The sequence below is a fragment of the Streptomyces sp. NPDC002817 genome (assembly GCF_053592055.1).
Map to the genome: position 1 here is coordinate 61279 of NZ_JBSFUY010000025.1, position 23216 is coordinate 84494.

The following is a 23216-nucleotide window of genomic DNA, read 5'->3' on the forward strand; positions in this document are numbered from 1 at the left end:
TCGGTCGGAGTGAGGTGCCTCAGCGCTTCGTCTTGGGGTCCAGCGCGTCGCGGACCGAGTCGCCGAGCAGGTTGAAGGCGACGACGAAGATCACCATGGAGAGACCAGGGAAGAGCATGAAGGTGATGTCGTCCTGGTAGTACTTGGCGCCGAACTGGAGCATGACGCCCCAGTCGGGCGTGGGGTCGGTGAGTCCCACGCCGAGGAAGGCGAGCCCCGCCTCCGCCGTCACATAGGCGGGCAGCAGGAGCGTCGACTGGATCAGGATCGGCGTCCACAGGTTGGGCAGCAGTTCCTTGAAGATGATCCGGGCCGGCGAGGCTCCGGTGACCTTGGCGGCCTCCACGAACTCCCGCTCGCGCAGGGCGAGGACCTCGCCGCGCAGCAGACGGGCGATGGAGGCCCAGCCGAAGGCGGTCATCACGGTGATGAGGCTGGTGACCGTGAGCCAGATCGGGGTGTTCTCCTCCGGCGACACGAAGATCGCCAGCACGACCGGCCAGAAGGCGATGAAGAACAGCGTCTGCGGGAAGGCCAGCAGGATGTCGATGACCCGGCCGACGAAGTAGTCGGTGCGGCCGCCCAGGTAGCCGGCGGTGATGCCGATGACGACACCGAGCAGGGTCGTCAGGAGCGTGGCCGCGGTGGCGATGAGCAGCGAGTTGCGCATGCCGTAGAGCAGGAAGGTGAGGACGTCCCGGCCGAGCTGCGGCTCGACGCCGAACCAGAAGTCACCGCTGATGCCGCCGTTGGCCTTGACCGGGAAACCGAACTCGTTGAGCAGCCCCGGAGTGTTGATGCCGTACGTCGTGTACGGGTTCTTGCCGTAGAGCTTGGAGATCAGCGGAGCGCCGATCGCCACGACGAAGAAGAAGAGGACCACGTACCCGGATATGACGCCTGCGCGGTCCCGTTTGAAACGGCTCCAGGCGAGCCGTCCCGGCGAGCGGCTCTCGTTGCCCTTGAGAGCCGAGGACTTCACCGGTGCCGCGCTGTCTTCGTCGGTCACCTCGAGTGAAGTGACCGGGGAAGGGGTTGGGGGGGTCATGATGCTCCGTGCCCTGTGGATCAAGGACTCCGCAGGGCGGTCCCTACGGGCTACGCCGGACTTTTTCAACGCAATTCATTCAAGGTCAATAAATTCTCGGTCGACTTGGGTGGCTCTTTACTTTCTTTACCTTTCTTTGACTAGTCTGTAGCTACGCGTGTAGCGTGCCGTGATCGGCCTGTGTCTTACATCGGGCCAACTGCCCCAATCGGGCAATGAGTTCGATATGCGGACGCCCGAGTGTCGAAATCCGTACATAGGAGGGTCGCAATCCAACGGTTCGGCATCGGATCGTGAAGATCCATTGCGCACTACATGGAAGATCCATCGTGGCGAAGGTCGGACCTTCCCGGGCCGTTCCCCTGAAGGGGTGAGTGCATGTGCGGTCTGCCTGTTTTATGCCGATATTGGCCGGTAACGGAACAGTGCAGTCACACAGGAGGAACTCCATGCGCGGAGCCACGCACGCCAAATGGGCCGCATGCGCGGTGGCGGTCGCCCTCGCCGCCACGGCCTGCGGGGGCGGGGACAGCGACAGCGGCGGCGGCAGTGGCGACGGCGGCGCGGTGCTGAGCTCCTCCTGGGGCGACCCGCAGAACCCGCTGGAGCCCGCCAACACCAACGAGGTGCAGGGCGGCAAGGTCCTCGACATGATCTTCCGGTCCCTGAAGAAGTACGACCCGGAGACCGGCAAGGCCGAGGACATGCTCGCCGAGAAGATCGAGACGAGCGACTCCCAGAACTTCACCGTCACCGTCAAGGACGGCTGGGCCTTCAGCAACGGCGAGAAGGTCACGGCGAAGTCGTTCGTGGACGCCTGGAACTACGGGGCCAGCCTCAAGAACAACCAGAAGAACGCGTACTTCTTCAGCTACATCGACGGCTACGACAAGGCGCACCCCGAGGACGGCAGCAAGCAGACCGCCCAGACGCTCTCCGGACTGAAGGTCACCGGCACCAACACCTTCACCGTCAGGCTCAGCCAGAAGTTCTCGACCTTCCCCGACACCCTCGGCTACCCGGCCTACGCCCCGCTCCCGCAGGCGTTCTTCACCGACCACGCGGCCTGGGTGAAGAAGCCGGTCGGCAACGGCCCGTACACGATCGACTCGTACACCAAGGGCTCGCAGATGGCCCTGAAGAAGTGGGACGGCTACCCCGGAGACGACAAGGCGCAGAACGGCGGTGTGACCCTCAAGGTCTACACCGACAACAACACCGCCTACACCGACCTCATGGCCGGCAACCTCGACCTGGTCGACGACGTCCCGGCGGCGCAGCTCAAGAACGTCTCCAGCGACCTCGGCGACCGGTACATCAACACCCCGGCCGGCATCATCCAGACCCTCGCGTTCCCGTACTACGACAAGGACTGGAACAAGAGCGGGATGGACAAGGTCCGCACCGGCCTGTCCCGGGCGATCAACCGCGAGCAGATCACCGAGACGATCTTCGAGAAGACCCGCACCCCCGCCACCGACTGGACCTCCCCGGTGCTCGGCGAGGCGGGCGGCTTCCAGGACGGCCTGTGCGGTGACGCCTGCGACTACGACCCCGACGAGGCCAAGAAGCTCATCGAGGAGGGTGGCGGGCTGCCCGGCGGGCAGTTCAAGATCACGTACAACGCGGACACCGGCTCCCACAAGCTGTGGGTCGACGCGGTCTGCAACTCCATCAACAACGCGCTCGACAACGACAAGGCCTGCGTCGGCAACCCGATCGGCACCTTCGCCGACTTCCGTACCCAGATCACCGACAAGAAGATGTCGGGCCCGTTCCGCGCCGGCTGGCAGATGGACTACCCGCTCATCCAGAACTTCCTTCAGCCGCTCTACTACACCAACGCCTCCTCCAACGACGGCAAGTGGTCCAACGAGGACTTCGACAAGCTCGTCGACGAGGCCAACGCCGAGACCGACACCGGCAAGGCGATCGAGACGTTCCAGAAGGCCGAGGAGGTCGTCCGGGACAACATGGCCGCCATCCCGCTCTGGTACCAGAACGGCAGCGCGGGCTACTCGGAGCGGCTGTCCAACGTGAAGCTCAACCCGTTCAGCGTCCCCGTCTACAACGAGATCAAGGTCAGCTGACCCGCCATGGGACGCTACGTCGTCCGGCGTCTGCTCCAGATGATCCCGGTGTTCATCGGCGCCACCCTCCTGATCTTCCTCATGGTCAACGTGATGGGCGACCCCATCGCGGGCCTGTGCGGCGACCGGCAGTGCGACCCCGCCACGGCCGCCCAGCTGGAGAAGGAGTTCGGCCTCGACAAACCGGTCTGGCAGCAATACCTGACCTACATGGGGAACGTCTTCACCGGCGACTTCGGCACCGCGTTCAACGGGCAGGAGGTCACCGAGCTGATGTCGACGGCGTTCCCCGTGACGATCCGGCTGACGATCGTCGCGATCCTCTTCGAGGTCGTCATCGGCATCACGCTGGGTGTCGTCACGGGCCTGCGGCGCGGCCGGCCCGTCGACACCTCGGTCCTGATGCTCACGCTCGTGGTGATCTCGGTCCCGACGTTCGTCACCGGTCTGGTGCTCCAGCTCCTCCTCGGCGTCGAGTGGGGCTGGATCAAACCGTCGGTGTCCACGGAAGCCACCTTCAGCGAGCTGATCGTGCCGGGCCTGGTCCTCGCGTCCGTGTCCCTCGCGTACGTGACCCGGCTGACCCGCACCTCCATCGCGGAGAACAGACGCTCCGACTACGTCCGTACGGCGGTGGCCAAGGGACTGCCCCGCCACAGGGTCATCACCCGCCACCTGCTGCGCAACTCGCTCATCCCCGTCGTCACCTTCATCGGCACCGACATCGGCGCCCTGATGGGCGGGGCGATCGTCACCGAGCGCATCTTCAACATCCACGGCGTCGGCTACCAGCTCTACCAGGGCATCCTCCGCCAGAACACCCAGACCGTCGTCGGGTTCGTGACGGTCCTGGTCCTGGTGTTCCTGGTCGCCAACCTGCTCGTCGACCTCCTGTACGCCGTCCTCGACCCCAGGATCCGCTATGCCTGAGCAGCCGTACGACGACGGAGCGATCGCCGCGACCGGTATGGGCGGCGCGATGGACCTGGCGATGGCGGAGGGCGAGACGCTGGAGAAGACACCAGGAGGCCCCCAGGGAACCGGCCCCGCGGACAAGCCCCGCAGCCTGTGGTCGGATGCCTGGCGAGACCTCCGCCGCAACCCGGTCTTCATCATCTCCGGCCTGGTCATCCTCTTCCTGATCGTCATCTCGCTCTGGCCGTCCCTGATCGCCTCCGGCAACCCCCTCAAGTGCGACCTGGCCAAGGCACAGGAGGGTTCGCAGCCCGGACACCCCTTCGGCTTCGACGGCCAGGGCTGCGACGTCTACACGCGCACGGTGTACGGCGCCCGCACGTCGGTGACGGTCGGCGTCTGCGCCACGCTCGGGGTCGCGATCCTGGGCTCGGTCCTCGGCGGCATGGCCGGCTTCTTCGGCGGGTTCTGGGACTCGATCCTGTCCCGCATCACGGACGTGTTCTTCGCGATCCCGGTGGTCCTGGGCGGTCTGGTGCTGCTCTCCGTGGTGACCAGCAGCACGGTCTGGCCGGTGATCGGCTTCATGGTGCTGCTGGGCTGGCCGCAGATCTCCCGGATCGCACGGGGCTCGGTCATCACGGCCAAACAGAACGACTACGTGCAGGCGGCGAAGGCGCTGGGCGCGTCCAACTCCCGGCAGCTGCTGCGCCACATCGCGCCGAACGCGGTCGCCCCGGTCATCGTCGTGGCGACGATCGCGCTGGGCACGTACATCTCCCTGGAGGCGACCCTGTCCTACCTCGGCGTGGGCCTGAAGCCCCCGACCGTCAGCTGGGGCATCGACATCTCCTCGGCCTCCGCCTACATCCGCCAGGCCCCCCACATGCTCCTCTGGCCGGCCGGCGCCCTCGCCCTCACCGTCCTCGCGTTCATCATGCTCGGCGACGCGGTCCGCGACGCCCTCGACCCGAAGCTGAGGTGACGGCGTCATGGTGCGAGAAGTGGGTGACCCGCGGGCCCCGGTGGTGGACGGGGCGTCCGGGGTCCCGGCGCGGAGTGCGAGGAGGCCGATCGTGTCGTGCGCCCTCCCGACCGGGCGGCGGCTCCGGGCCCAGGGCGGTCACGGCGCCCGCGGCGCTGAAACGCGGGCGACCGCGTTGTCCCCAGCCCGTCCCGTCCGGCGACGCGGTCCGCGAACGCCCTCGACCCGAGGGGGCGGCGGTGTGCTGTTCCGCCGCCGGGACGGTCACCGTATCGGCGTTCGCCGTCCGCGAGGACCTGGTGTGCGACGCCCTCGACCCGAAGCTGAGGTGAGTCGGCGTCATGCTGCTCGAAGTGCGTGATCTGCATGTGGAGTTCCGGACGCGGGACGGGGTCGCCAAGGCCGTCAACGGGGTCGACTACTCGGTGGACGCGGGCGAGACGCTCGCCGTGCTCGGTGAGTCGGGGTCCGGCAAGTCGGTGACGGCGCAGGCGGTGATGGGGATCCTCGACATGCCGCCCGGGCGGATCACCGGTGGCGAGATCCTCTTCCAGGGCAAGGACCTGCTGAAGCTGAAGGAGGAGGAGCGGCGCAAGGTCCGAGGCGCCGAGATGGCGATGATCTTCCAGGACGCGCTGTCCTCGCTGAACCCGGTGCTGAGCGTCGGCGACCAGCTCGGCGAGATGTTCGTGGTCCACCGGGGCATGTCGAAGAAGGACGCGCGGGCCAGGTCGATCGAGCTGATGGACCGCGTCCGCATCCCGGGGGCGAGGGAGCGGGTCAAGCAGTACCCGCACCAGTTCTCCGGCGGTATGCGTCAGCGCATCATGATCGCGATGGCGATGGCACTGGAACCCGCCCTGATCATCGCCGACGAACCGACGACCGCGCTGGACGTGACGGTCCAGGCCCAGGTGATGGACCTGCTCGCGGAGTTGCAGCGCGAGCTCAACATGGGGCTCATCCTCATCACCCACGACCTCGGCGTGGTCGCGGACGTCGCCGACCGGATCGCGGTGATGTACGCGGGCCGGATCGTCGAATCGGCCCCGGTCCACGACATCTACAAGGCGCCGGCCCACCCCTACACCAAGGGTCTCCTCGACTCCATCCCGCGCCTGGACCAGAAGGGCCAGGAGCTCTACGCCATCAAGGGCCTGCCGCCCAACCTCATGAACATCCCGCCGGGCTGCGCCTTCAACCCCCGCTGTCCCATGGCCCAGGACGTGTGCCGGACGGACGTACCCCCGCTGTACGACGTCTCCGAAGACCGCACGAGTGCCTGCCACTTCTGGAGGGAGTGCCTGAATGGCTGAGCCGATTCTGGAGGTCAGCGGGCTGGTCAAGCACTATCCGCTCACCACGGGCATCCTCTTCAAGAAGCAGGTCGGCGCGGTGAAGGCCGTGGACGGCGTCGACTTCGCCCTCGACCGCGGCGAAACCCTGGGCATCGTGGGCGAGTCGGGCTGCGGCAAGTCCACGGTCGCCAAGATGCTGGTCAACCTGGAACGTCCGACCGCCGGCACGATCAAGTACAAGGGCGAGGACCTCACCAAACTCTCCGGCAAGGCCCTCAAGTCGGTGCGCCGCAACATCCAGATGGTGTTCCAGGACCCGTACACCTCCCTCAACCCCCGTATGACGGTGGGCGACATCATCGGGGAGCCGTACGAGATCCATCCGGAGGTGGCGCCGAAGGGCGACCGCAGGAAGAAGGTCCAGGACCTCCTGGACGTGGTCGGCCTGAACCCGGAGTACATCAACCGCTACCCCCACCAGTTCTCCGGCGGTCAGCGCCAACGCATCGGCATCGCACGCGGGTTGGCGCTCCGCCCGGAGGTGATCGTCGCGGACGAGCCGGTCTCGGCGCTCGATGTCTCCGTCCAGGCCCAGGTCATCAACCTGATGGACCGGCTGCAGAACGAGTTCGACCTGTCGTACGTCTTCATCGCCCACGACCTGTCTATCGTCCGCCACATCTCGGACCGCGTGGGCGTGATGTACCTGGGCCGCATCGTGGAGATCGGCAAGGACGCGGAGATCTACGACCACCCCACGCACCCCTACACCCAGGCCCTGCTCTCCGCGGTCCCGGTCCCCGACCCCGAGGCCCGTGAACACCGAGAGCGCATCATCCTCTCCGGAGACGTCCCCTCCCCGACCAACATCCCCTCCGGCTGCCGCTTCCGCACCCGCTGCTGGAAGGCCCAGGAACGCTGCGCCCTGGAGGTACCGGCCCTGGCGGTCCCGAGCGAGTTCCGCCTCCTCCCGGGCCCGACGGCCCACGACTCGGCCTGCCACTTCGCGGAGGAGAAGCAGGTGGTGCCGGTGGAGGGGGACGGGGCCGGGGACTGACCCCGGACCCCGGTCCGTCATGCCTCGGCCGCATTAGCCAGGTGCCCGCTCGGGCGGCTGCGCGCCTGCGAAAACCGCACAAACAGCCACCAACTGCGTTAACACGCAGGCAACTCGGCTGACCCGGTCCCGATATACGGACGCGTCAGTCTGAACGACGTACGGCCGTGCGGGTGCCGTAAACGGACCGGGGTGCGCCATGTCACCCCGGTCCGTTGCTGTGCTGGGACGGCCCCAACGACCGCTTCAGGAAGTCGACCTGGAGCAGGAGCAGGTTCTCCGCGACCTGTTCCTGCGGGGTCATGTGGGTCACCCCGGACAGGGGCAGGACCTCGTGCGGACGGCCGGCCGAGAGCAGGGCAGAGGACAGCCGCAGGGTGTGGGCCGCGACGACGTTGTCGTCCGCCAGGCCGTGGACGATCATCAGGGGCCGATGCGGCTCGGCGGGCGAGGAGAGGCCCTCGTCGGTGAGCAGAGAGCTCTTGGCGTACGACTCCGGTGACGCCGTCGGATCACCCAGGTACCGCTCCGTGTAGTGCGTGTCGTACAGCCGCCAGTCCGTCACCGGCGCCCCCGCGATCCCCGCGTGGAAGACGTCGGGGCGGCGCAGCACCGCGAGCCCCGCCAGCCAGCCGCCGTAGGACCAGCCCCGGATCGCCACCCGGGAGAGGTCGAGCGGATACGACTTCGCCAGTGACTCCAGCGCCTCGACCTGGTCGTCCAGGGACACCGTGAGGTCGTGGTGGATCGCCTTCTCCCAGGCCGGCGAACGGCCGGGCGTACCCCGGCCGTCCGCGACGACCACCGCGAAACCCTGGTCGGCGAACCACTGCGAGGTGAGGTGCGCGTTGTGGGCGGCCAGGACGCGGGGACCGTGCGGACCACCGTAGGGATCCATCAAAACCGGCAACGGGGTCGCACCGTCGTGATCTTGAGGCAGAAGCACGGCGCATGGGATCCGCCGTGCGCCCCCCTCGGTGAGGATCATGCGCGGGGACATACCGGGATCTTCGGCGTACGAGGTGACGGTCGCCGACGCCTTGCCGTCCCGCAGCACCCGCGCCCGGGACCCTGCCTGGTTCGGCGTCGCGGACACCAGCACCGTCACGCCCCCGGCGCGCACCGCCGTGTGCACGCCCGGCTCCAGCGACACGCGTTCCGTGCCGAGTTCGTTCACCCGGTACACATGGACCTCGCCGGTCTGCGGGTCCGCCGCGCCCTCACCCGCCGACCCCGACACCAGGATGTCGTCGGCGGAGACGTCCAGCACCGCGCGGACGTGCAACTTCGGCCCCGTCAGCGGACGATCTCCCACCGCGAGAACCCGAGCGCCCCCCTCGTCGGCGATCCGGACGAGCTGCCCGGAAGGGCTCCAGCAGGGCACTCCTGGGAAAAGATCAAGCCAAGTTGGATCTTCGTCGGCGTGCACCATCCGCGTCGCCCCCGACGCCGGGTCCACGGCCAGGAACAGCTGGCTGCGCTGGTCCCGAGCCTGCACCAGCAACAGCGGCGCACCCGCCGCTGACCAGTGCACATGCGCCAGATACGGGTAGCGCTTCCGGTCCCAGGACACCTCCGTGCGCGCCCCGTCGAGGCCGATCACGAAGAGCCGGACCTCCGCGTTCGCCGTACCCGCCGCCGGGTACGCGACGTGCTGTGGATCACGTTCGGGACGGGCCGGGTCGGAGATCCACCAGCGCCGTACGGGAGTGTCGTCCGCGCGCGCGACCAGCAGCAGGTCCGACTCCGGCGACCACCAGAACCCGCGCGACCGTCCCATCTCCTCGGCCGCGATGAACTCCGCGAGCCCGTAGGTGACTTGTTCCGACTCCGGCTCGGCCAGCGCCCGGTCCTCCTCGCCCTCGGTGCCCGTGATGCGCAGGGCGCCCCGCGCGACGTAGGCGACGAACCGGCCGTCGGGGGAGGGGCGTGGGTCGATCACGGGCCCAGGGGTGGGGAGTTCACGTGCGGTGCCGGCCCGTAGCTCCGCCACGAAAAGCCGTCCTGACAACGCGAAAGAGGCCAACTCGACCGCCGTGTCGGTGGCGTAGCCGACGATCCCGGCCCCGCCCTCACGGCTCCGCTCGCGCCGCGCCCGCTCCTGCGGCGAGAGGTCCTCCGAGGCCCCGCCCAGCAGGGCGCGCGGGTCGGCCGCGACGCGCTCCCCGCCGTCCGCGGGGTCGAGCACCCACAGCGAACTCGCCCGGTCCGTACCGGAGGACGAGCGCAGGAACACGACACGGGAACCGTCGGGAGCCACCACGAACGCGCGTGGCGCGCCGAGCGTGAACCGCTGGGTCCGGGCATGCCGGCGGGGGAAGGAGTCGGACGTCGTCGTCATGCTCCGACCATATTGGCCATGCGCCCCCTTGTGCGGCAGTGCGCCGACCGATGCGCGCGCACGGATAGTTATGATCACTAGCGCATAGTGGGTATGAACCTGCTGGCGCCTGTATGGATTTATCTGCCCCCCTGGTCCGACCCCCGCGCTCTTGGGATCTTTGGAGGTGAGCCGCCGTGGCACTTTCGATTTCGGCGGTGGTGCTGCTGGCGATCATCGTCTTCCTGCTGGTCAAGAAGTCAGGGCTGAAGGCCGGACATGCGGTGGTCTGCATGTTGCTCGGCTTCTATCTGGCCTCTTCGACCATGGCGCCGACGATCAGCGAGCTGACGACGAACATCGCGGGGATGATCGGCAGCATCAAGTTCTGACGCCTTTAGGGTGGGGTCCATGACGGAACCCCCCGCCCGGCGTCTGCTGCTGGTGCACGCGCACCCGGACGACGAGTCGATCAACAACGGCGCGACGATGGCTCGCTATGCCGCCGAGGGTGCCCTCGTGACCCTGGTCACCTGCACGCTCGGTGAGCGCGGCGAGGTCATCCCGGCCGAGCTCCAGCACCTCACCGGCACCGCCCTCGGCGAGTACCGGCTGGGCGAGCTCTCCGCCGCGATGCGTGAGCTCGGCGTCCAGGACTTCCGTCTGCTCGGCGGCCCCGGCCGCTACCTGGACTCCGGGATGATGGGCCTCGCCGACAACGACGACCCCGCGTGCTTCTGGCGGGCGGACCTCGACGAGGCCGCCGCCCGGCTGGTCGAGGTGATCCTGGAGGTACGCCCCCACGTGCTCGTCACCTACGACGAGAACGGCGGCTACGGCCACCCCGACCACATCCAGGCCCACCGCGTCGCCATGCGCGCCGCCGACCTGGCCGCCGAAGCGGGCTGGACGATCCCCAAGATCTACTGGAACCGCGTACCGCGCTCGGTCGGCGAGCAGGCCTTCGAGCGGCTGGCCGAGGTGCTGCCGGGGCTCCCCTTCGACAAGCCGGGCGTCCTCGACGACGTCCCCGGTGTCGTGGCCGACGAGCGGATCACCACCGAGATCGACGGCACCGCGTACGCCGCCGCCAAGGCCGCCGCGATGGCCGCGCACGCCACCCAGGTCACCGTCGCCGAGCCGTACTTCGTGCTGTCCAACGACCTCGCACAGCCCGTCTTCACCACCGAGTACTACGAGTTGGTACGGGGAGAAAGGGCACTCGGAGCGCGCGAGACCGATCTTTTCGCCGGTACGGAGGCGACCTCATGAACGAGCCCGGATCCCTGCTCGCCCAGCCCCTGAAGGCGCCCCCCGTCGGGCGGGCGCTGGTGTACGTCGGTCTCTTCGCGCTCGGCGCGGTCATCGGCGCCGCCGGGTCGCTGGTGCAGGCCGGCTGGTTCCCGGGCGGGCTGCTGCTCGCGCTCGCCGGTGAGGCCGGCCTCTGTCTGGGCGGCGCGCGTGCCGTCGGCAGCCGGGGCGGGGCCGTCGCACCCGCCGCCGGCTGGATGCTCGCCGTCATCCTGCTCACCGCGAGCCGACCGGAAGGGGATTTCCTCTTCGGCGCGGGAACCGGCTCGTATCTGTTTCTGCTCGGCGGCATGGCCACGGCTGTGATCTGCGCCACGCTTGGGCAGAGGCGGCAACCAGGCGGCGATGCCGTCCGACTTGGCAAGTGACGTACCACTTCGCCGCGACTGGGACGTGCGAGTCCGGTGTGGGTTTCCCCAGCGGTCATGGGATACGCGCCAGAAGTGGCCAGTATGGTGGTGCGCGCCGCCGAGCCGCCCGCGCAGTTGAGGTCGACACGGCCGGTGGAGCCAACCGGGAGAACCTGCCTTGAGTCGTGAAACTGACAGTCCGTCCTCCGGGCCCAACGGGCGCGGCGGAGCCGCCTACCCTTCGGGCACGCCGCCCTATGGGACGCCCATGGCTTCCGACGACGGTACGGACGCGGGCCGTTCGGGCACGCAGTCCGAGGAGCGCAAGACCGAGACCACGCTGACGACCCGGATCCGGATCAACATCCCCGGGTCCCGGCCCATCCCGCCGGTCGTCGTGCGCACACCGGTCGCGGATGCCGAGCCTGCCGCGCCCGCCGTGGCCGAGACGCCGGCACCGGGCGCCCCCACGGGCACCGTCGCGCCTCCGGCCGAGCCCGTGCCGCCCTCCGAGGAGAAGCCGAGCAACTGGTTCGCGCCGCGCAAGTCCGGCCCGCCCAAGGGCGGTCCGGGCGGCGGTGCGACCAACGGGGCGGGTGCGCCCGGTGGTTCGGGTGCGGCGCCGGCCGGTTCCGGTGCCGCTCCTGGCGGCGCGCGTACCGGCCCCGCTGCCGGACGCCCCGGTGGTGTGGTCGGTGCCATGAGCGTGCCCGGCGGTTCCCGTCCCGGCGGCGGTACGAACGGTGCGGGGCTCCCCGGTGCGACCGGTGGCCCCGTGGCGCCCGGGCACGGCGGCGGCACCGGCTCCTTCGACGTGACCGAGGCGCTGGGCAACGGCTCGCGTCCCGGTGGCGAGCCGCGGCGCGACGATCTGCCGTACTTCGCGGAGAACGGCGGTGCGCAGAACGGGCAGAACGGTCAGTACGGGCAAGGCGGTTACGGAGCCCAGGGCGGACCGGGCGGCGCGAACGGCTTCGACGCCTCCGACGACTTCAACAGCTCGACGGGCTCGCACAGCCTCGACGGCCTGAACGACTTCAACAGCTCCACCGGCTCGCACCGCTTCGACGCCTCCAACGACTTCAACGGCCCGAACGACTTCGCCGGCCCGAACGGCCGTGGCGGCCCCCAGGGCCCCGCGGGTCCGACGGGCGGCCCGGTCACCGGTGACGGTCCGGTCGTACCGCCGGTCAGCGGCGGTCCTGGCGGGCCCGGCGGTCCTGGTGGCCCGGGCGCGTACGGTGGCCCCGGTGGCCCCGGCGCTCCGGGCGGCCCTGGCGGTCACCGTCGGCCTGGTGGACCTGGTGGACCGGCCGGTCCCGGCGGTTCCGGCATCCCCGGTGCCCCTGGCGGCCCCGGTGGTCAGCCGCGTCCCGGCGGTCCTGGTGGCCCCGGCGCGCTCGGCGGCCCCGCAGGCCCCGGTGGTCCCGGTGCCCCGGGCGGCTTCGGCGGCCCCGGTGCTCCCGGTGCCTCCGCCGGAATGGCCGGCTTCGCAGGGCCGGGCGCGGGCACCCTCCCCGGTGCCGGTCCCCACGGCGGACCCGGCGGACCCGGTCGTGGTCCCGGCGGCGGTCTGAGCGACGACACCGCGATCCTCACCCCGCAGAAGCCGGCCCCCGAACCCGGCACCCCCGGCTACGGCACCCCCGGCGCCCCGCCGGACAACGTCTCCGGGCACACCGTCACCAGCGGTATCCCGGTCGTGCCGCCCGGCACCCAGAACGCCCCGTTCGGGCCGGGCGCCCCGTCCGACGGACCGATGCAGCACACGGTCCCGAAGCTCCCCGAGCCGGTGGCGCAGAACGTGCCGGCCTCGTCGAAGAAGGCCAAGAAGAAGGGCCGCAACAAGCTGGTCCTGGTCAGCAGCGGTCTGATCGTCATCGCGGCCGGTGCCTACGGTGCCGGGCTGCTGATGAACCGCTCGGACGTGCCCAAGGGCACCACGGTGCTGGGCGTCGACATCGGCGGCGGCACGCGTGACGATGCCGTCAAGAAGCTCGACGACGCCTTCGGCGACCGGGTGAACAAGCCGCTGAAGCTGTCGGTCGGCGGCAAGACCGTCGAGCTCAAGCCGGACCAGGCGGGCCTTCAGTTCGACGAGACGGCCACGGTCGCCGTGGCGGCGCAGAGCGACTACAACCCGATGTCCGTCATCGGCTCCCTCTTCGGCAACCACCGGGTCGTCGAGCCGAACATGCCGGTGGACGAGGAGAAGCTGACCGCCGCCCTGAAGGACGCCGGCGGCAGCTCCGGCTCGGTCAGCGACGGCACGATCAAGTTCACCTCCGCCGGCAAGGCGGTCGCCGTGTACGGCAAGGCGGGCAAGGGTATCGACGTCGCCAAGTCGACCACCGCGGTGCAGGAGGCGTACCGCACCCAGGTGGAGACCGGCACGGTCCCCCCGGTCACGGTCGCGACGACCGCCCAGCAGCCGTCGATCACCAACGCCGAGGTCGACCGGATGATGAAGGCGTTCGCGAAGCCCGCGATGTCCGAGGTCGTCACCATCACGGGCGGTTCGACGCCGATCCAGTTCGGCGGGCTGTCCCTGCCGAAGATCCTCGGGGTCAAGGCTGTCGACGGCAAGCTCGTCGAGACGTACGACCTGGAGGCGCTGAAGGAGGCGTACGGCTCCGTCTTCGACGGCGTGAAGGTCAAGACGGCGACCGGGGAGCGGGACGTCCTGCCGCAGGACGTCGTCTCCGTGCTGCGCCAGGTGCTGCTCGGCAAGACGACGGCGGAGCGCACCGGAGCCATCGACACCAACCCCAGCTAGCGGTCCTCGCACCGACCAGGGGGCACCCGGCACACGCCGGGTGCCCCTTCGTCGTAGGCGTCGTATGACATCTGTCATCCGCCAGTCAGGATCGCCGACACTGCCGGGCCAGGGGGCCCGAGCGCCACCCTGGATCGCATGACAACGACAGCGGTCGAATTCGACCAGGTGACCAAGGCGTACGGCGAGGTGCGGGCCGTGGAAGGTCTGACCCTGGCCCTGTATCCGGGTGAGACCGTGGCCCTGCTGGGCCCCAACGGTGCCGGCAAGTCGACCACGCTCGATCTGCTGCTCGGACTCAAGAACCCCGACAGCGGCAGCGTGCGGCTCTTCGGCAGCGGACCGCGTGAGGCGATCGTCGCCGGACGGGTCGGCGCGATGCTGCAGAGCGGCGGACTGATGGACGAGGTGACGGTCGCCGAGCTGGTGCGGCTCGCCTGTGACCTGCATCCGAGGCCCTACCGCCCCTCCGACGTCCTGGCCCGCGCCGGGATCTCCCAGCTCGCCGACCGCAAGGTCGACAAGCTCTCCGGCGGCCAGGCCCAGCGCGTCCGCTTCGCCCTCGCGACCGCCGGCGACAGCGACCTGATCGTCCTCGACGAGCCCACCACCGGCATGGACGTCACCACCCGCCAGGGCTTCTGGGCCACCATGCGCGAGCAGGCCGACCAGGGACGGACCGTCCTGTTCGCGACCCACTACCTGGAGGAGGCCGACGCGATCGCCGACCGCGTGCTGGTCCTGCACCGCGGCCGGCTCCTCGCGGACGGCACCGCGGCCGAGATCAAGGCGAAGGCGGGCGTCCGGCGGATCTCCTTCGACCTGGAGGCCCCCGTCGACGAGACGGCCCTGCGCACCCTGCCCTTCCTGACCACGCTCACGGTGTCGGGCCCCACCGTCCGCATCCAGTCCACCGACGCAGACGCCACCGTCCACGCCCTCTACGGCCTCGGCGTCTACCCCCGCAACGTCGAGGTCGCCGGGCTCGGCCTGGAGCAGGCGTTCGTCGCCATCACCGAGGCCGAGGAGGCCCGTACGTCATGAACAGTCTCATCCGGCTGGAACTGGCCCGCGCCCTGCGCAACCGCAAGTTCCTGTTCTTCTCGGTGATCTACCCGTCGGTCCTGTTCCTGCTCATCGGCGGCAGCGCCGACAGCACGTCTAAGGTCGACGGGACGGGCCTGACCCTGCCGACCTACATGATGGTCTCGATGGCCTCCTTCGGTGCCCTCACCGCCGTCCTGATGGGCAACAGCGAGCGCATCGCCAAGGAGCGGGAGACCGGCTGGGTGCGGCAGCTGCGGCTGACCACACTGCCGGGCCGGGGCTATGTCCTCGCGAAGACCGCGAGCGCCGCGGTCGTCAGCCTGCCGTCCATCGTCGTGGTCTTCGCCGTCGCCGCGGTCGTGAAGGACGTACGACTGGACGCCTGGCAGTGGCTCGCCCTCACCGGCGCGATCTGGGCCGGCAGCCTCGTCTTCGCCGCGCTCGGCGTGGCCATCGGCTACCTCGCGAGCGGGGACGCGGTCCGTCCGATCACGATGATCACCTACTTCGGGCTGTCCATCCTCGGCGGTCTGTGGATGCCGACGACGACGTTCCCGACCTGGCTTCAGGACATCGCCAAGTGGGTGCCCACGCACGCGTACGCTGCCCTGGGGCAGGCGATCGAGCAGAGCCAGGCCCCGCATGCCAAGGACATCGCCGTCCTCGCCGTCTACTTCGCCCTGTTCACCGGCGGCGCGGCCTGGCTGTACCGGAAGGACACGCTGAAGGCGTGAGGACGATGACCGACGACGGACTGCCCGCGGAGCTCCGGGCGGAGAATTCGATCGGGGTGGGCCGGGCGCCCCACAACCGGGCGGACGCGGTGCGCAAGCTCGTCTGGATCCTGCCCTGGCTGATCTTCCTCGGTTCACCGGTGCAGGACCTGAACTCCGGCGACCACTCGACGGCCGCGACCGCGGCCGGCTGGGTGGCCCTGGCCTCCTTCACCGGTGTCTATCTGGCCCTGGTCTTCCGGAACATGGGCCGGCCGTTCTCCGGACCGGCGGTGGGCGCCCTGGTCGCCCTGCTCGGCACGCTCGCGGTGGTCCTGTGCCTCACCCTCGGCAGCGCCTGGATCGGGCTGTTCGTGTACGTCTCCGTCACCTGCGGCGCCACTCTGCCGCAGCGGATCGCGTACTGGGCGGTCGGGGCGAACACCCTCGCGATGGTCCTGGTCGGTCTGCACGTGGGTTCGGACGACTGGAGCCTGATCCTGGTGGTGCTGCTCCTGGGCTTCGCGATGATGGGCGTGAAGCAACTGGTGCGGACGACCGTGGAGTTGCGCAAGGCGCGCGCGACGGTGGCCCAACTGGCCGCGAACGAGGAGCGGTTGCGCCTGGCCAGAGACCTGCACGACCTCCTCGGTCACTCGCTCTCGCTGATCACCCTCAAGAGCGAGCTCGCGGGCCGGATGCTCCCCGACCACCCCGGCAAGGCGGCCCAGCAGGTCGCCGACATCGAACAGGTCAGCCGCCAGGCCATGGTCGACGTCCGCGCGGCCGTCTCCGGCTACCGGCGTGCCCGTCTGTCCGACGAACTCGCGGGCGCACAGGTCGCCTTGACCGCGGCCGACGTCACCGCGGAGGTACCCGCCGAACCCGGCCTCGACGGCGTCCCCGAGGAGAGCGAGGCCGCCCTCGCCTGGGCACTGCGCGAGGCGGTCACCAACGTCGTACGGCACAGCGGCGCGACCCGCTGCACGATCGAGGTCCTGCGGCGGCAGACCCTCGACGGGCCGGTGCTGGAACTCTCCGTCGAGGACAACGGCTCGGGAGGCTCGGGGAAGGGCCCCGGCAACGGTCTGACGGGCCTGACCGAACGCCTGGAGAAGGCGGGCGGCACCCTGGAGGCGGGCCGCACGAAGCACGGGTTCCGCCTGGTCGCCCGAGTCCCCGCCCCCGCGTCGGCGCCCGTAGGATCCGGCGCATGAGCCCTACGATCAAGGTCCTCCTCGCCGAGGACCAGTCGATGGTCCGCGAGGCACTCGCCGCCCTCCTCGGCCTGGAGGACGACATCGAGGTCGTCGCCCAGGTGGCCCGCGGCGACGAGGTGTTGGCCGCGGTCCGCGCCCACGACGTCGACGTGGCCCTCCTGGACATCGAGATGCCGGGCGCCACGGGCATCGAGGCGGCGGCCCAGGTCCACAAGGAACTCCCGGCGGTCAAGCTGGTCGTCCTCACCACCTTCGGCCGCCCCGGCTACCTCCGCAGCGCGATGGAGGCCGGCGCCGACGCCTTCCTGGTCAAGGACGCCCCCGCGGCCCAACTCGCGCAAGCCGTACGGAAGGTCCTGGCGGGGGAGAGGGTCATCGACCCGACGCTGGCGGCAGCGGCTCTGGCGGACGGCGCGAACCCGTTGACGGATCGCGAGCGCGAGGTCTTGAGGGCGGCGGAGGACGGCTCGACGAACGCCGAGTTGGCGACCAAGCTCCACCTGTCCCAGGGCACGGTCCGCAACTACCTCTCGACGGCGATCCAGAAGCTGGCGGTGAGAAACAGGGCGGAAGCAGCCCGGCTGGCAAGAGAGAAAGGCTGGCTGTAACCCACCCCAGAGGCGCGGGGGACCGCGCGACGAGCCACAACGAACCCGAAGCCGCCGAACAACGCGAACCCCTATGGCGATGGGGCTAGTTCAACATCGCCCGAGCCGCCAGAGCCTGTCCTCGAACCCGCTCCGCCGCCCCTTCATCCACCGCCCCCACCACCTCGGCGTACGCATCCAACTCCGTGGCCCCGCCCAGGAAATCCCCCCGCTGCACCAACAACTGCGCCCGCTCATACCGCAAGCGGGCCGGATGCGAAGGCAACAACAGCGACAACTCCACCGCCCACAACGCCACATCCGACCGCTCCGGCCGAGCCACCGCCCACGCCCGCACGTTGTTCAGAATGCGCAGCACCACATCCAAGGGATCAGCCGGCGTCAACATCGACGGCTCCAGCGGAGCCCCTGTCGCCCCCGCCACCAGCAACTCCGCGTCGGACCCGCTCAAGACCCGCCCTCCGTCGAACGGATCGGCGAGCACCTGCTCCTCCTCCGCCCCGAACCCGACGACGAAATGCCCCGGCAGCGCGACCCCGTACACATGAGCCCCCGCCCGCCGAGCCACCTCCATCCACACCACGGACAGCAGGATGGGCAGCCCTCGCCGCCGCAGCAGCACCGAGTGCAGCAGCGAGGACTCCAGCCGCTGATAGTCGCCAGGGGTGCCACGGAAACCGAACCGCTCCCCGAGCAGCTCCCGCAGGGACACAGCCCAGGAGCGCGGCCCGCCGGGCCGGAAGGGCAGCTGCCCCGCCAGTCGGTCCAGTTCGATCTGCGCCGCGTCGATGCCCGCCTCGTCCAGCGCCCCGTCCGCCTCCGCGCCCACCAGCAGGCACAGCAACGACAGATCGGGCCGCTCGGACCGCGCCTCTTCGGCGAACCGTCGGCGCAGTTCGGCGGAGCGTTCCGGGGGCGGGGGGTAGAGGGGACGCATAGCTGGCTCGTGCCCGGTCACGATGATCCGTACCGGCCGCTGTCGGGACCCGCCGGTTCCCGGTAGTGGTGGTACGCGTGATGCGCCGTGAAGCCCATCCCGGCGTACAGCGCCCGCGCACCCGTGTTGTCCGACTCGACCTGGAGCCACGCGGCGGACGCGCCCTCGTCCAGCGCCCGCCGGGCCAGCGCGGCCATCACCGTGGTGGCCAGCCCCCGCCGCCGCTGTTCGGGATCCACCTCGACGGCGGAGAAGGAGGCCCACCGTCCGTCGACGACACACCGCCCGATCGCGGCGGGAGCCGCTCCGTCGGAGGAACCCGGCACGGTCGCGAACCACACCGAAGGACCGCTCCCCAGCACCTTCAGCGCCACCTCGCTCACCCCCTTGCGCTGGTACCGGGCGAGCCAGGCCCCGTCCGCGTCGCGGGCCAGCAGAACCTCGTCCGCCTCGGCCCGGTCGGCGACGGGGGCCAGCGCGCCGATCCACAGCTCGGCGGTCACCTCGCGCTCCCACCCCCGCCGCTCCAGCTCCGTGCACAGCAGCTCCTGCGTGCCCTCGGCGCCCGTCGCGGTCTGGATGTACGCGGGCAGCCCACGCTCGCCGTACCAGCGCCGTACGGCCTCCAGCGCCCCGTCCAGCGGTATCCCCGGGTCGCCGATCGGGAGCACCGAGTTGGCCCGCCGGGTGAACCCGGACGCGGCCCGCAGCTCCCACTCGCCGAGCCGCTCGCTCTCCACCGGCCGCCACGCGCGCGTGGAGACGTGCGCGAGTTCCTGGTAGGTGGCGGCGGGTCCCCGGCGGCGGGCCGGGGCGCTGGGCACCACCTTGCCCGCGACCAGCGAGGATTCCGCGATGTGGACGGTCTCGCCACTCTTCTGTGTGATCAGCAGCACACCGTTGTCCCAGGATGCGAGAACGCCCACCGTGTCGGTGAACTTCTCAGCCGGAACCACAGCATCGTTCAAGCGGCGTACGGAGACCCGTTTACCCACGTCAGCAGCAGTGATACGGACCTCAAGGCGCCCGGTCGCAGAGATTTCCACAGGTCAGTTCACCCCTCCTGTTCGGATCATGGCCAAGAACGGAGATACTAGGGGTGGGCATCGACGACGCCGCGCTCCCGCGCGCCAGGCGGCAGGGCCTGAGGAGGCCCGCCAGCGCCCTATCGAGGAGGAACGACAGCGTGACCTACGTCATCGCGCAGCCTTGTGTCGACGTGAAGGACAAGGCGTGCATCGAAGAGTGCCCGGTCGACTGCATCTACGAGGGCTCCAGGTCCTTGTACATCCACCCGGACGAATGCGTCGACTGTGGTGCCTGTGAGCCGGTCTGCCCGGTCGAGGCGATCTTCTACGAAGACGACACTCCGGAGGAGTGGAAGGACTACTACAAGGCGAACGTCGAGTTCTTCGACGAGCTCGGCTCTCCCGGCGGTGCCAGCAAGCTGGGCCTGATCGAGCGCGACCACCCCTTCGTGGCCGGACTGCCGCCGCAGAACCAGTAAGAGCGGCCCGCACCCGCGCGCCGCCTCGGTCCCGTACGGCTCGATCACCTCTGATCGCTGTACGGGACCGAGGCGTTTGCCGTACGAGTGCTGTACCAGAAAGTGAGCCAGACACCGTGTCCGCAGTCTCCGACCGTCTCCCCACCTTCCCCTGGGACAAGCTCGAGCCGTACAAGAAGACGGCTCTCGCGCACCCCGGCGGCATCGTCGACCTGTCCGTCGGCACCCCGGTCGACCCGGTTCCCGACCTGATCCAGAAGGCGCTCGTCGACGCGGCGGACTCGCCGGGCTATCCGACGGTCTGGGGCACGCCGGCGCTGCGCGACGCGATCACGGGCTGGGTGGAGCGTCGCCTGGGCGCCCGCGGGGTGACCCACAAGCACGTCCTGCCCATCGTCGGTTCCAAGGAACTGGTCGCCTGGCTCCCCACCCAGCTGGGCCTCGGCCCCGGCGACCGCGTCGCCCACCCGCGCCTGGCCTACCCGACGTACGAGGTGGGCGCCCGGCTGGCCCGCGCGGAGTACGAGGTCTACGACGACCCTACGGAGCTGGACCCGGCCGGCCTGAAGCTGCTGTGGCTGAACTCCCCGTCGAACCCCACGGGCAAGGTCCTGTCGAAGCAGGAGCTCACCCGGATCGTGGCCTGGGCCCGCGAGCACGGGGTGCTCATCTTCTCCGACGAGTGCTACCTGGAGCTCGGCTGGGACGCCGACCCGGTCTCGGTCCTGCACCCGGACGTCAACGGCGGCTCGTACGACGGCATCGTCGCGGTCCACTCCCTGTCGAAGCGCTCGAACCTGGCGGGCTACCGCGCCGCGTTCCTGGCCGGCGACCCGGCGGTCCTGGGCCCCCTCCTGGAGATCCGCAAGCACGGCGGCATGATGACGGCGGCGCCCACCCAGGCGGCGGTGGTGGCGGCCCTCGGCGACGACGAACACGTTCGCGTCCAGCGCGAGCGCTACGCGGCCCGCCGCAAGGCCCTCCGCGGGGCCCTGGAGGCCCACGGCTTCCGCATCGAGCACAGCGAGGCCAGCCTCTACCTCTGGGCCACCCGGGGCGAGTCCTGCTGGACCACGGTCGCCCACCTGGCCGACCTGGGCATCCTCGTGGCCCCGGGAGACTTCTACGGCGTGGCGGGCGAGCAGTTCGTCCGCGTGGCCCTCACGGCGACGGACGAGCGGGTGCGGGCGGCCGTGGAGCGGCTCGCGTAACCCATGCGCATACGGCGATGGGGCCCAGGGAGACAACCCTGGGCCCCATCGCCGTATCAGCCGGACGTCAGCCGAGCGGGAGGCTCTTCACCGGAAGGGACTCGGTCGGCAGGCCACCCTTGGTCAGGGATTCCGTCGGCAGACCGCCCTTCGTCGCGGTGGACGCCGTGTCACCGAGGATGTCCCCGGCGGAGCCCGCCGCGTCGCCCGCCGTCTGCTGCGCGGCCGGTGCCGCCTTCTTCGCGACCTTGCCGCTGGTCTTGCCCGCGGTCGGAACCGCCTTCTTGACCGCGTTGCCACCGGTGTTGCCCGCGAGCCCGGTGGCGTTCTGCGCCGCGCCGTCGACGGTGTTGCCGACGCTCGCCCCGTCCATGGCGGTCAGGCCGCCGAGGTTCGAGGTGGGCAGTTCGGCGGGGGCCGCACTGGCGGAGCCGGCCGCACCGACCCCGGCTGCCGCTCCCGCAGCGACGAGCAGCGCGGCACGGGCGATCCTGCGGGTCAGGGGGAGGGACATGATGCTCCTTTGACGGGAGAGAACTAGGAAGTGTTCGACCGTGTCCGGCAGTTGATCACCGGGCTCGGACGCAGTGACTACCGCTCGAAGCCCGCGAAGGTTGCGGCGGCCCAACGTAAAGAGTTGGCAATGCGTCGCATAATCGGCTGCGGATAAAAACGGTCAAAAGGTGTCCGGTCGGAAAGTGTGCCGAATCCTTACGGCCCTTTGTTCTCAAGGGTTTTCGCGGATACGAGGGTGACTGCGCGAAAACCTGCGCACTCCGCCGTCCGTGGCGGCCGTGCGTAACCCCTGCGGGTGATCGTCCGTACTACTGAGCAGTCAGGATCCGCACGGACCCCGTGCCCTTCTCCGCCCCGCCGGTTCCCTCCGACGACATCGCCCGCCACTCGCTCTGGGTGTTCCCCGCGGTCCACTCCCGCCCGGCGTAGGTGACGCGCTGGATGTGCAGCGCGGAGGCGTTGGCCACCGCCCAGTGCGCGAGCTGCCAGCCGCGCTCCTGGCCGCTGCGGCCCTTGACGGCGCCGGTCACGGGCACGGTCACGGTCCGTCCGGACACCGTGGCCTCCGGAGCGGGCGTCGCCTCGGTGGCCCCCACCTCCTTGGCGGTCGTGTCCAGCGCGTCCCCGCCGAAGTCCCGCACGAGCGCCTCGCGCACCCCTTCCGGACCCGCGGCGAGCGTCGCCTTCGAGCGGCCGTCACAGGTCAGCGTGGCCGCCGAGGTCCCGGTGAGGGCGGCCGCCAGCACCGTCGCGTCCGGCTCGTGCTTGGCGTACGCCTCCGGGTAGCCGCTGCGCTGCACGCGCTGGGCGGCCTCGGTGAGCGGCAGCTTCGTGTAGCCGTCGACCTTGACCAGATGCTCGTAGAACTCCCCGGCCGCGTACGTCGGGTCCATGATCTGTTTCTCCGTGCCCCAGCCCTGCGAGGGCCGCTGCTGGAAGAGGCCGAGGGAGTCCCGGTCGCCATGGGTGATGTTGCGCAGGCCCGACTCCTGGAGCGCGGTCGCCAAGGCGATGGCCACCGCCCGCTCGGGCAGCCCGCGCCCGGTGCCGACAGCCGTGATCGTCGCCGCGTTCACCGCCTGCTCCGGAGTGAACTCGTACGCCACCCCGTCGTCTCTGCCCGAGACGACCTTGCAGCCCGGCGCATCCGTGCCCGCGGTGATGTACTGAACCACCAGATATCCGGCGACGGCACACAAAATCACGAAGGCCGCCAGACCACGGAAAAGGCGGCCACGACGACGCTGTTGAGGGCGGGACTGCGCTGGCATCCGTACAAGGTAGCGGAGGCCCCTGTGGTGTCCGAG

At 69.9% G+C, this 23216-nt stretch carries 21 protein-coding genes; 15 read left to right on the forward strand and 6 right to left on the reverse strand.

The window, feature by feature from the left end; genetic code table 11:
* Positions 1-19: 19 nt before the first annotated feature.
* Positions 20-1048, reverse strand: a complete 1029-nt coding sequence (locus tag ACWD3I_RS34870) for an ABC transporter permease (protein ID WP_266888444.1) — start codon at positions 1046-1048, stop codon at positions 20-22.
* 449 nt (positions 1049-1497) lie between these two features.
* Between ACWD3I_RS34870 and ACWD3I_RS34875 the strand changes: the two genes are divergently transcribed.
* From ACWD3I_RS34875 to ACWD3I_RS34895, 5 genes are all read left to right on the forward strand, one after another.
* A complete protein-coding gene (locus ACWD3I_RS34875; RefSeq protein WP_365401422.1) occupies positions 1498-3138 on the forward strand; it encodes a peptide ABC transporter substrate-binding protein in 1641 nt (546 codons plus the stop codon).
* Between the two features lie 6 nt (positions 3139-3144).
* Positions 3145-4068: an ABC transporter permease gene (locus ACWD3I_RS34880; RefSeq protein WP_365401425.1), complete on the forward strand. Its 924-nt coding sequence runs from the start codon at positions 3145-3147 to the stop codon at positions 4066-4068.
* The gene (locus ACWD3I_RS34885) at positions 4061-5038 is read left to right on the forward strand and encodes an ABC transporter permease (protein ID WP_365401428.1); all 978 of its coding nucleotides are present in this window, start codon (positions 4061-4063) and stop codon (positions 5036-5038) included. The genes ACWD3I_RS34880 and ACWD3I_RS34885 overlap by 8 nt, the downstream gene beginning before the upstream one ends.
* A gap of 341 nt (positions 5039-5379) precedes the next feature.
* A complete protein-coding gene (locus tag ACWD3I_RS34890; protein WP_365401431.1) occupies positions 5380-6354 on the forward strand; it encodes an ABC transporter ATP-binding protein in 975 nt (324 codons plus the stop codon).
* The gene (locus ACWD3I_RS34895; protein WP_365401434.1) at positions 6347-7393 is read left to right on the forward strand and encodes an ABC transporter ATP-binding protein; all 1047 of its coding nucleotides are present in this window, start codon (positions 6347-6349) and stop codon (positions 7391-7393) included. Before ACWD3I_RS34890 ends, ACWD3I_RS34895 begins: the two co-directional genes overlap by 8 nt.
* Positions 7394-7595: 202 nt before the next feature.
* Here the strand turns inward: ACWD3I_RS34895 and ACWD3I_RS34900 are convergent, their stop codons facing one another.
* Positions 7596-9734 carry a S9 family peptidase gene (locus ACWD3I_RS34900; protein WP_365401437.1) on the reverse strand — a complete coding sequence of 713 codons (2139 nt, stop codon included), beginning with the start codon at positions 9732-9734 and terminating at the stop codon, positions 7596-7598.
* Positions 9735-9910: 176 nt separating this feature from the next.
* On the opposite strand from ACWD3I_RS34900, the gene ACWD3I_RS34905 reads away from it, so the two are divergent.
* From ACWD3I_RS34905 to ACWD3I_RS34940, 8 genes are all read left to right on the forward strand, one after another.
* Entirely contained in the window at positions 9911-10105 is a 195-nt protein-coding gene (locus ACWD3I_RS34905) for a hypothetical protein (protein WP_266888429.1), read from the forward strand.
* Between the two features lie 19 nt (positions 10106-10124).
* On the forward strand, positions 10125-10985 hold the full coding sequence (mshB, locus tag ACWD3I_RS34910) for an N-acetyl-1-D-myo-inositol-2-amino-2-deoxy-alpha-D-glucopyranoside deacetylase (RefSeq protein WP_266888427.1): 861 nt from the start codon (positions 10125-10127) through the stop codon (positions 10983-10985).
* Complete coding sequence (locus ACWD3I_RS34915; RefSeq protein WP_365401442.1) at positions 10982-11392, forward strand: DUF6113 family protein; 411 nt, start codon at positions 10982-10984, stop codon at positions 11390-11392. Before mshB ends, ACWD3I_RS34915 begins: the two co-directional genes overlap by 4 nt.
* 160 nt (positions 11393-11552) lie before the next feature.
* Entirely contained in the window at positions 11553-14150 is a 2598-nt protein-coding gene (locus ACWD3I_RS34920) for a hypothetical protein (protein WP_451084269.1), read from the forward strand.
* 138 nt (positions 14151-14288) lie between these two features.
* Positions 14289-15194 (forward strand): ABC transporter ATP-binding protein, encoded by a 906-nt coding sequence (locus ACWD3I_RS34925; RefSeq protein ID WP_365401448.1) that lies wholly within the window; start codon positions 14289-14291, stop codon positions 15192-15194.
* Positions 15191-15931 carry an ABC transporter permease gene (locus ACWD3I_RS34930; RefSeq protein WP_365401451.1) on the forward strand — a complete coding sequence of 247 codons (741 nt, stop codon included), beginning with the start codon at positions 15191-15193 and terminating at the stop codon, positions 15929-15931. The genes ACWD3I_RS34925 and ACWD3I_RS34930 overlap by 4 nt, the downstream gene beginning before the upstream one ends.
* Positions 15932-15936: 5 nt before the next feature.
* On the forward strand, positions 15937-17127 hold the full coding sequence (locus ACWD3I_RS34935; protein ID WP_365401578.1) for a sensor histidine kinase: 1191 nt from the start codon (positions 15937-15939) through the stop codon (positions 17125-17127).
* On the forward strand, positions 17124-17738 hold the full coding sequence (locus ACWD3I_RS34940; protein WP_365401454.1) for a response regulator transcription factor: 615 nt from the start codon (positions 17124-17126) through the stop codon (positions 17736-17738). The genes ACWD3I_RS34935 and ACWD3I_RS34940 overlap by 4 nt, the downstream gene beginning before the upstream one ends.
* Positions 17739-17823: 85 nt before the next feature.
* Here ACWD3I_RS34940 and ACWD3I_RS34945 read toward each other — a convergent pair whose 3' ends face one another.
* Positions 17824-18675 carry a transglutaminase-like domain-containing protein gene (locus tag ACWD3I_RS34945; RefSeq protein ID WP_365401457.1) on the reverse strand — a complete coding sequence of 284 codons (852 nt, stop codon included), beginning with the start codon at positions 18673-18675 and terminating at the stop codon, positions 17824-17826.
* Between the two features lie 17 nt (positions 18676-18692).
* Complete coding sequence (locus ACWD3I_RS34950) at positions 18693-19721, reverse strand: GNAT family N-acetyltransferase (protein ID WP_365401460.1); 1029 nt, start codon at positions 19719-19721, stop codon at positions 18693-18695.
* A gap of 140 nt (positions 19722-19861) precedes the next feature.
* Here ACWD3I_RS34950 and fdxA point away from each other — a divergent pair, with 140 nt between their 5' ends.
* Together fdxA and ACWD3I_RS34960 are read left to right on the forward strand one after the other, a co-directional pair.
* Positions 19862-20182 (forward strand): ferredoxin, encoded by a 321-nt coding sequence (fdxA, locus tag ACWD3I_RS34955; RefSeq protein WP_006346810.1) that lies wholly within the window; start codon positions 19862-19864, stop codon positions 20180-20182.
* A 116-nt stretch (positions 20183-20298) separates the two neighbouring features.
* Positions 20299-21393, forward strand: coding sequence for a bifunctional succinyldiaminopimelate transaminase/glutamate-prephenate aminotransferase (locus ACWD3I_RS34960; RefSeq protein WP_365401464.1), 1095 nt, complete (start codon positions 20299-20301; stop codon positions 21391-21393).
* A 67-nt stretch (positions 21394-21460) separates the two neighbouring features.
* Here ACWD3I_RS34960 and ACWD3I_RS34965 read toward each other — a convergent pair whose 3' ends face one another.
* Positions 21461-21907: an ATP-binding protein gene (locus ACWD3I_RS34965; RefSeq protein WP_365401467.1), complete on the reverse strand. Its 447-nt coding sequence runs from the start codon at positions 21905-21907 to the stop codon at positions 21461-21463.
* 310 nt (positions 21908-22217) lie between these two features.
* On the reverse strand, positions 22218-23180 hold the full coding sequence (locus ACWD3I_RS34970) for a heavy metal transporter (protein WP_365401470.1): 963 nt from the start codon (positions 23178-23180) through the stop codon (positions 22218-22220).
* Positions 23181-23216: the final 36 nt, after the last annotated feature.

Coding starts and splice junctions, on each gene's coding strand:
- ACWD3I_RS34945 (WP_365401457.1), bottom strand. CDS start 18,675: ATGCGTCCCCTCTACCCCCCGCCCCCGGAACGCTCCGCCGAACTGCGC.
- mshB (WP_266888427.1), top strand. CDS start 10,125: ATGACGGAACCCCCCGCCCGGCGTCTGCTGCTGGTGCACGCGCACCCG.
- ACWD3I_RS34875 (WP_365401422.1), top strand. CDS start 1,498: ATGCGCGGAGCCACGCACGCCAAATGGGCCGCATGCGCGGTGGCGGTC.
- ACWD3I_RS34940 (WP_365401454.1), top strand. CDS start 17,124: ATGAGCCCTACGATCAAGGTCCTCCTCGCCGAGGACCAGTCGATGGTC.
- ACWD3I_RS34930 (WP_365401451.1), top strand. CDS start 15,191: ATGAACAGTCTCATCCGGCTGGAACTGGCCCGCGCCCTGCGCAACCGC.
- ACWD3I_RS34965 (WP_365401467.1), bottom strand. CDS start 21,907: ATGTCCCTCCCCCTGACCCGCAGGATCGCCCGTGCCGCGCTGCTCGTC.
- ACWD3I_RS34915 (WP_365401442.1), top strand. CDS start 10,982: ATGAACGAGCCCGGATCCCTGCTCGCCCAGCCCCTGAAGGCGCCCCCC.
- ACWD3I_RS34970 (WP_365401470.1), bottom strand. CDS start 23,180: ATGCCAGCGCAGTCCCGCCCTCAACAGCGTCGTCGTGGCCGCCTTTTC.
- ACWD3I_RS34935 (WP_365401578.1), top strand. CDS start 15,937: ATGACCGACGACGGACTGCCCGCGGAGCTCCGGGCGGAGAATTCGATC.
- ACWD3I_RS34895 (WP_365401434.1), top strand. CDS start 6,347: ATGGCTGAGCCGATTCTGGAGGTCAGCGGGCTGGTCAAGCACTATCCG.
- ACWD3I_RS34870 (WP_266888444.1), bottom strand. CDS start 1,048: ATGACCCCCCCAACCCCTTCCCCGGTCACTTCACTCGAGGTGACCGAC.
- ACWD3I_RS34885 (WP_365401428.1), top strand. CDS start 4,061: ATGCCTGAGCAGCCGTACGACGACGGAGCGATCGCCGCGACCGGTATG.
- ACWD3I_RS34900 (WP_365401437.1), bottom strand. CDS start 9,734: ATGACGACGACGTCCGACTCCTTCCCCCGCCGGCATGCCCGGACCCAG.
- ACWD3I_RS34890 (WP_365401431.1), top strand. CDS start 5,380: ATGCTGCTCGAAGTGCGTGATCTGCATGTGGAGTTCCGGACGCGGGAC.
- ACWD3I_RS34880 (WP_365401425.1), top strand. CDS start 3,145: ATGGGACGCTACGTCGTCCGGCGTCTGCTCCAGATGATCCCGGTGTTC.
- ACWD3I_RS34925 (WP_365401448.1), top strand. CDS start 14,289: ATGACAACGACAGCGGTCGAATTCGACCAGGTGACCAAGGCGTACGGC.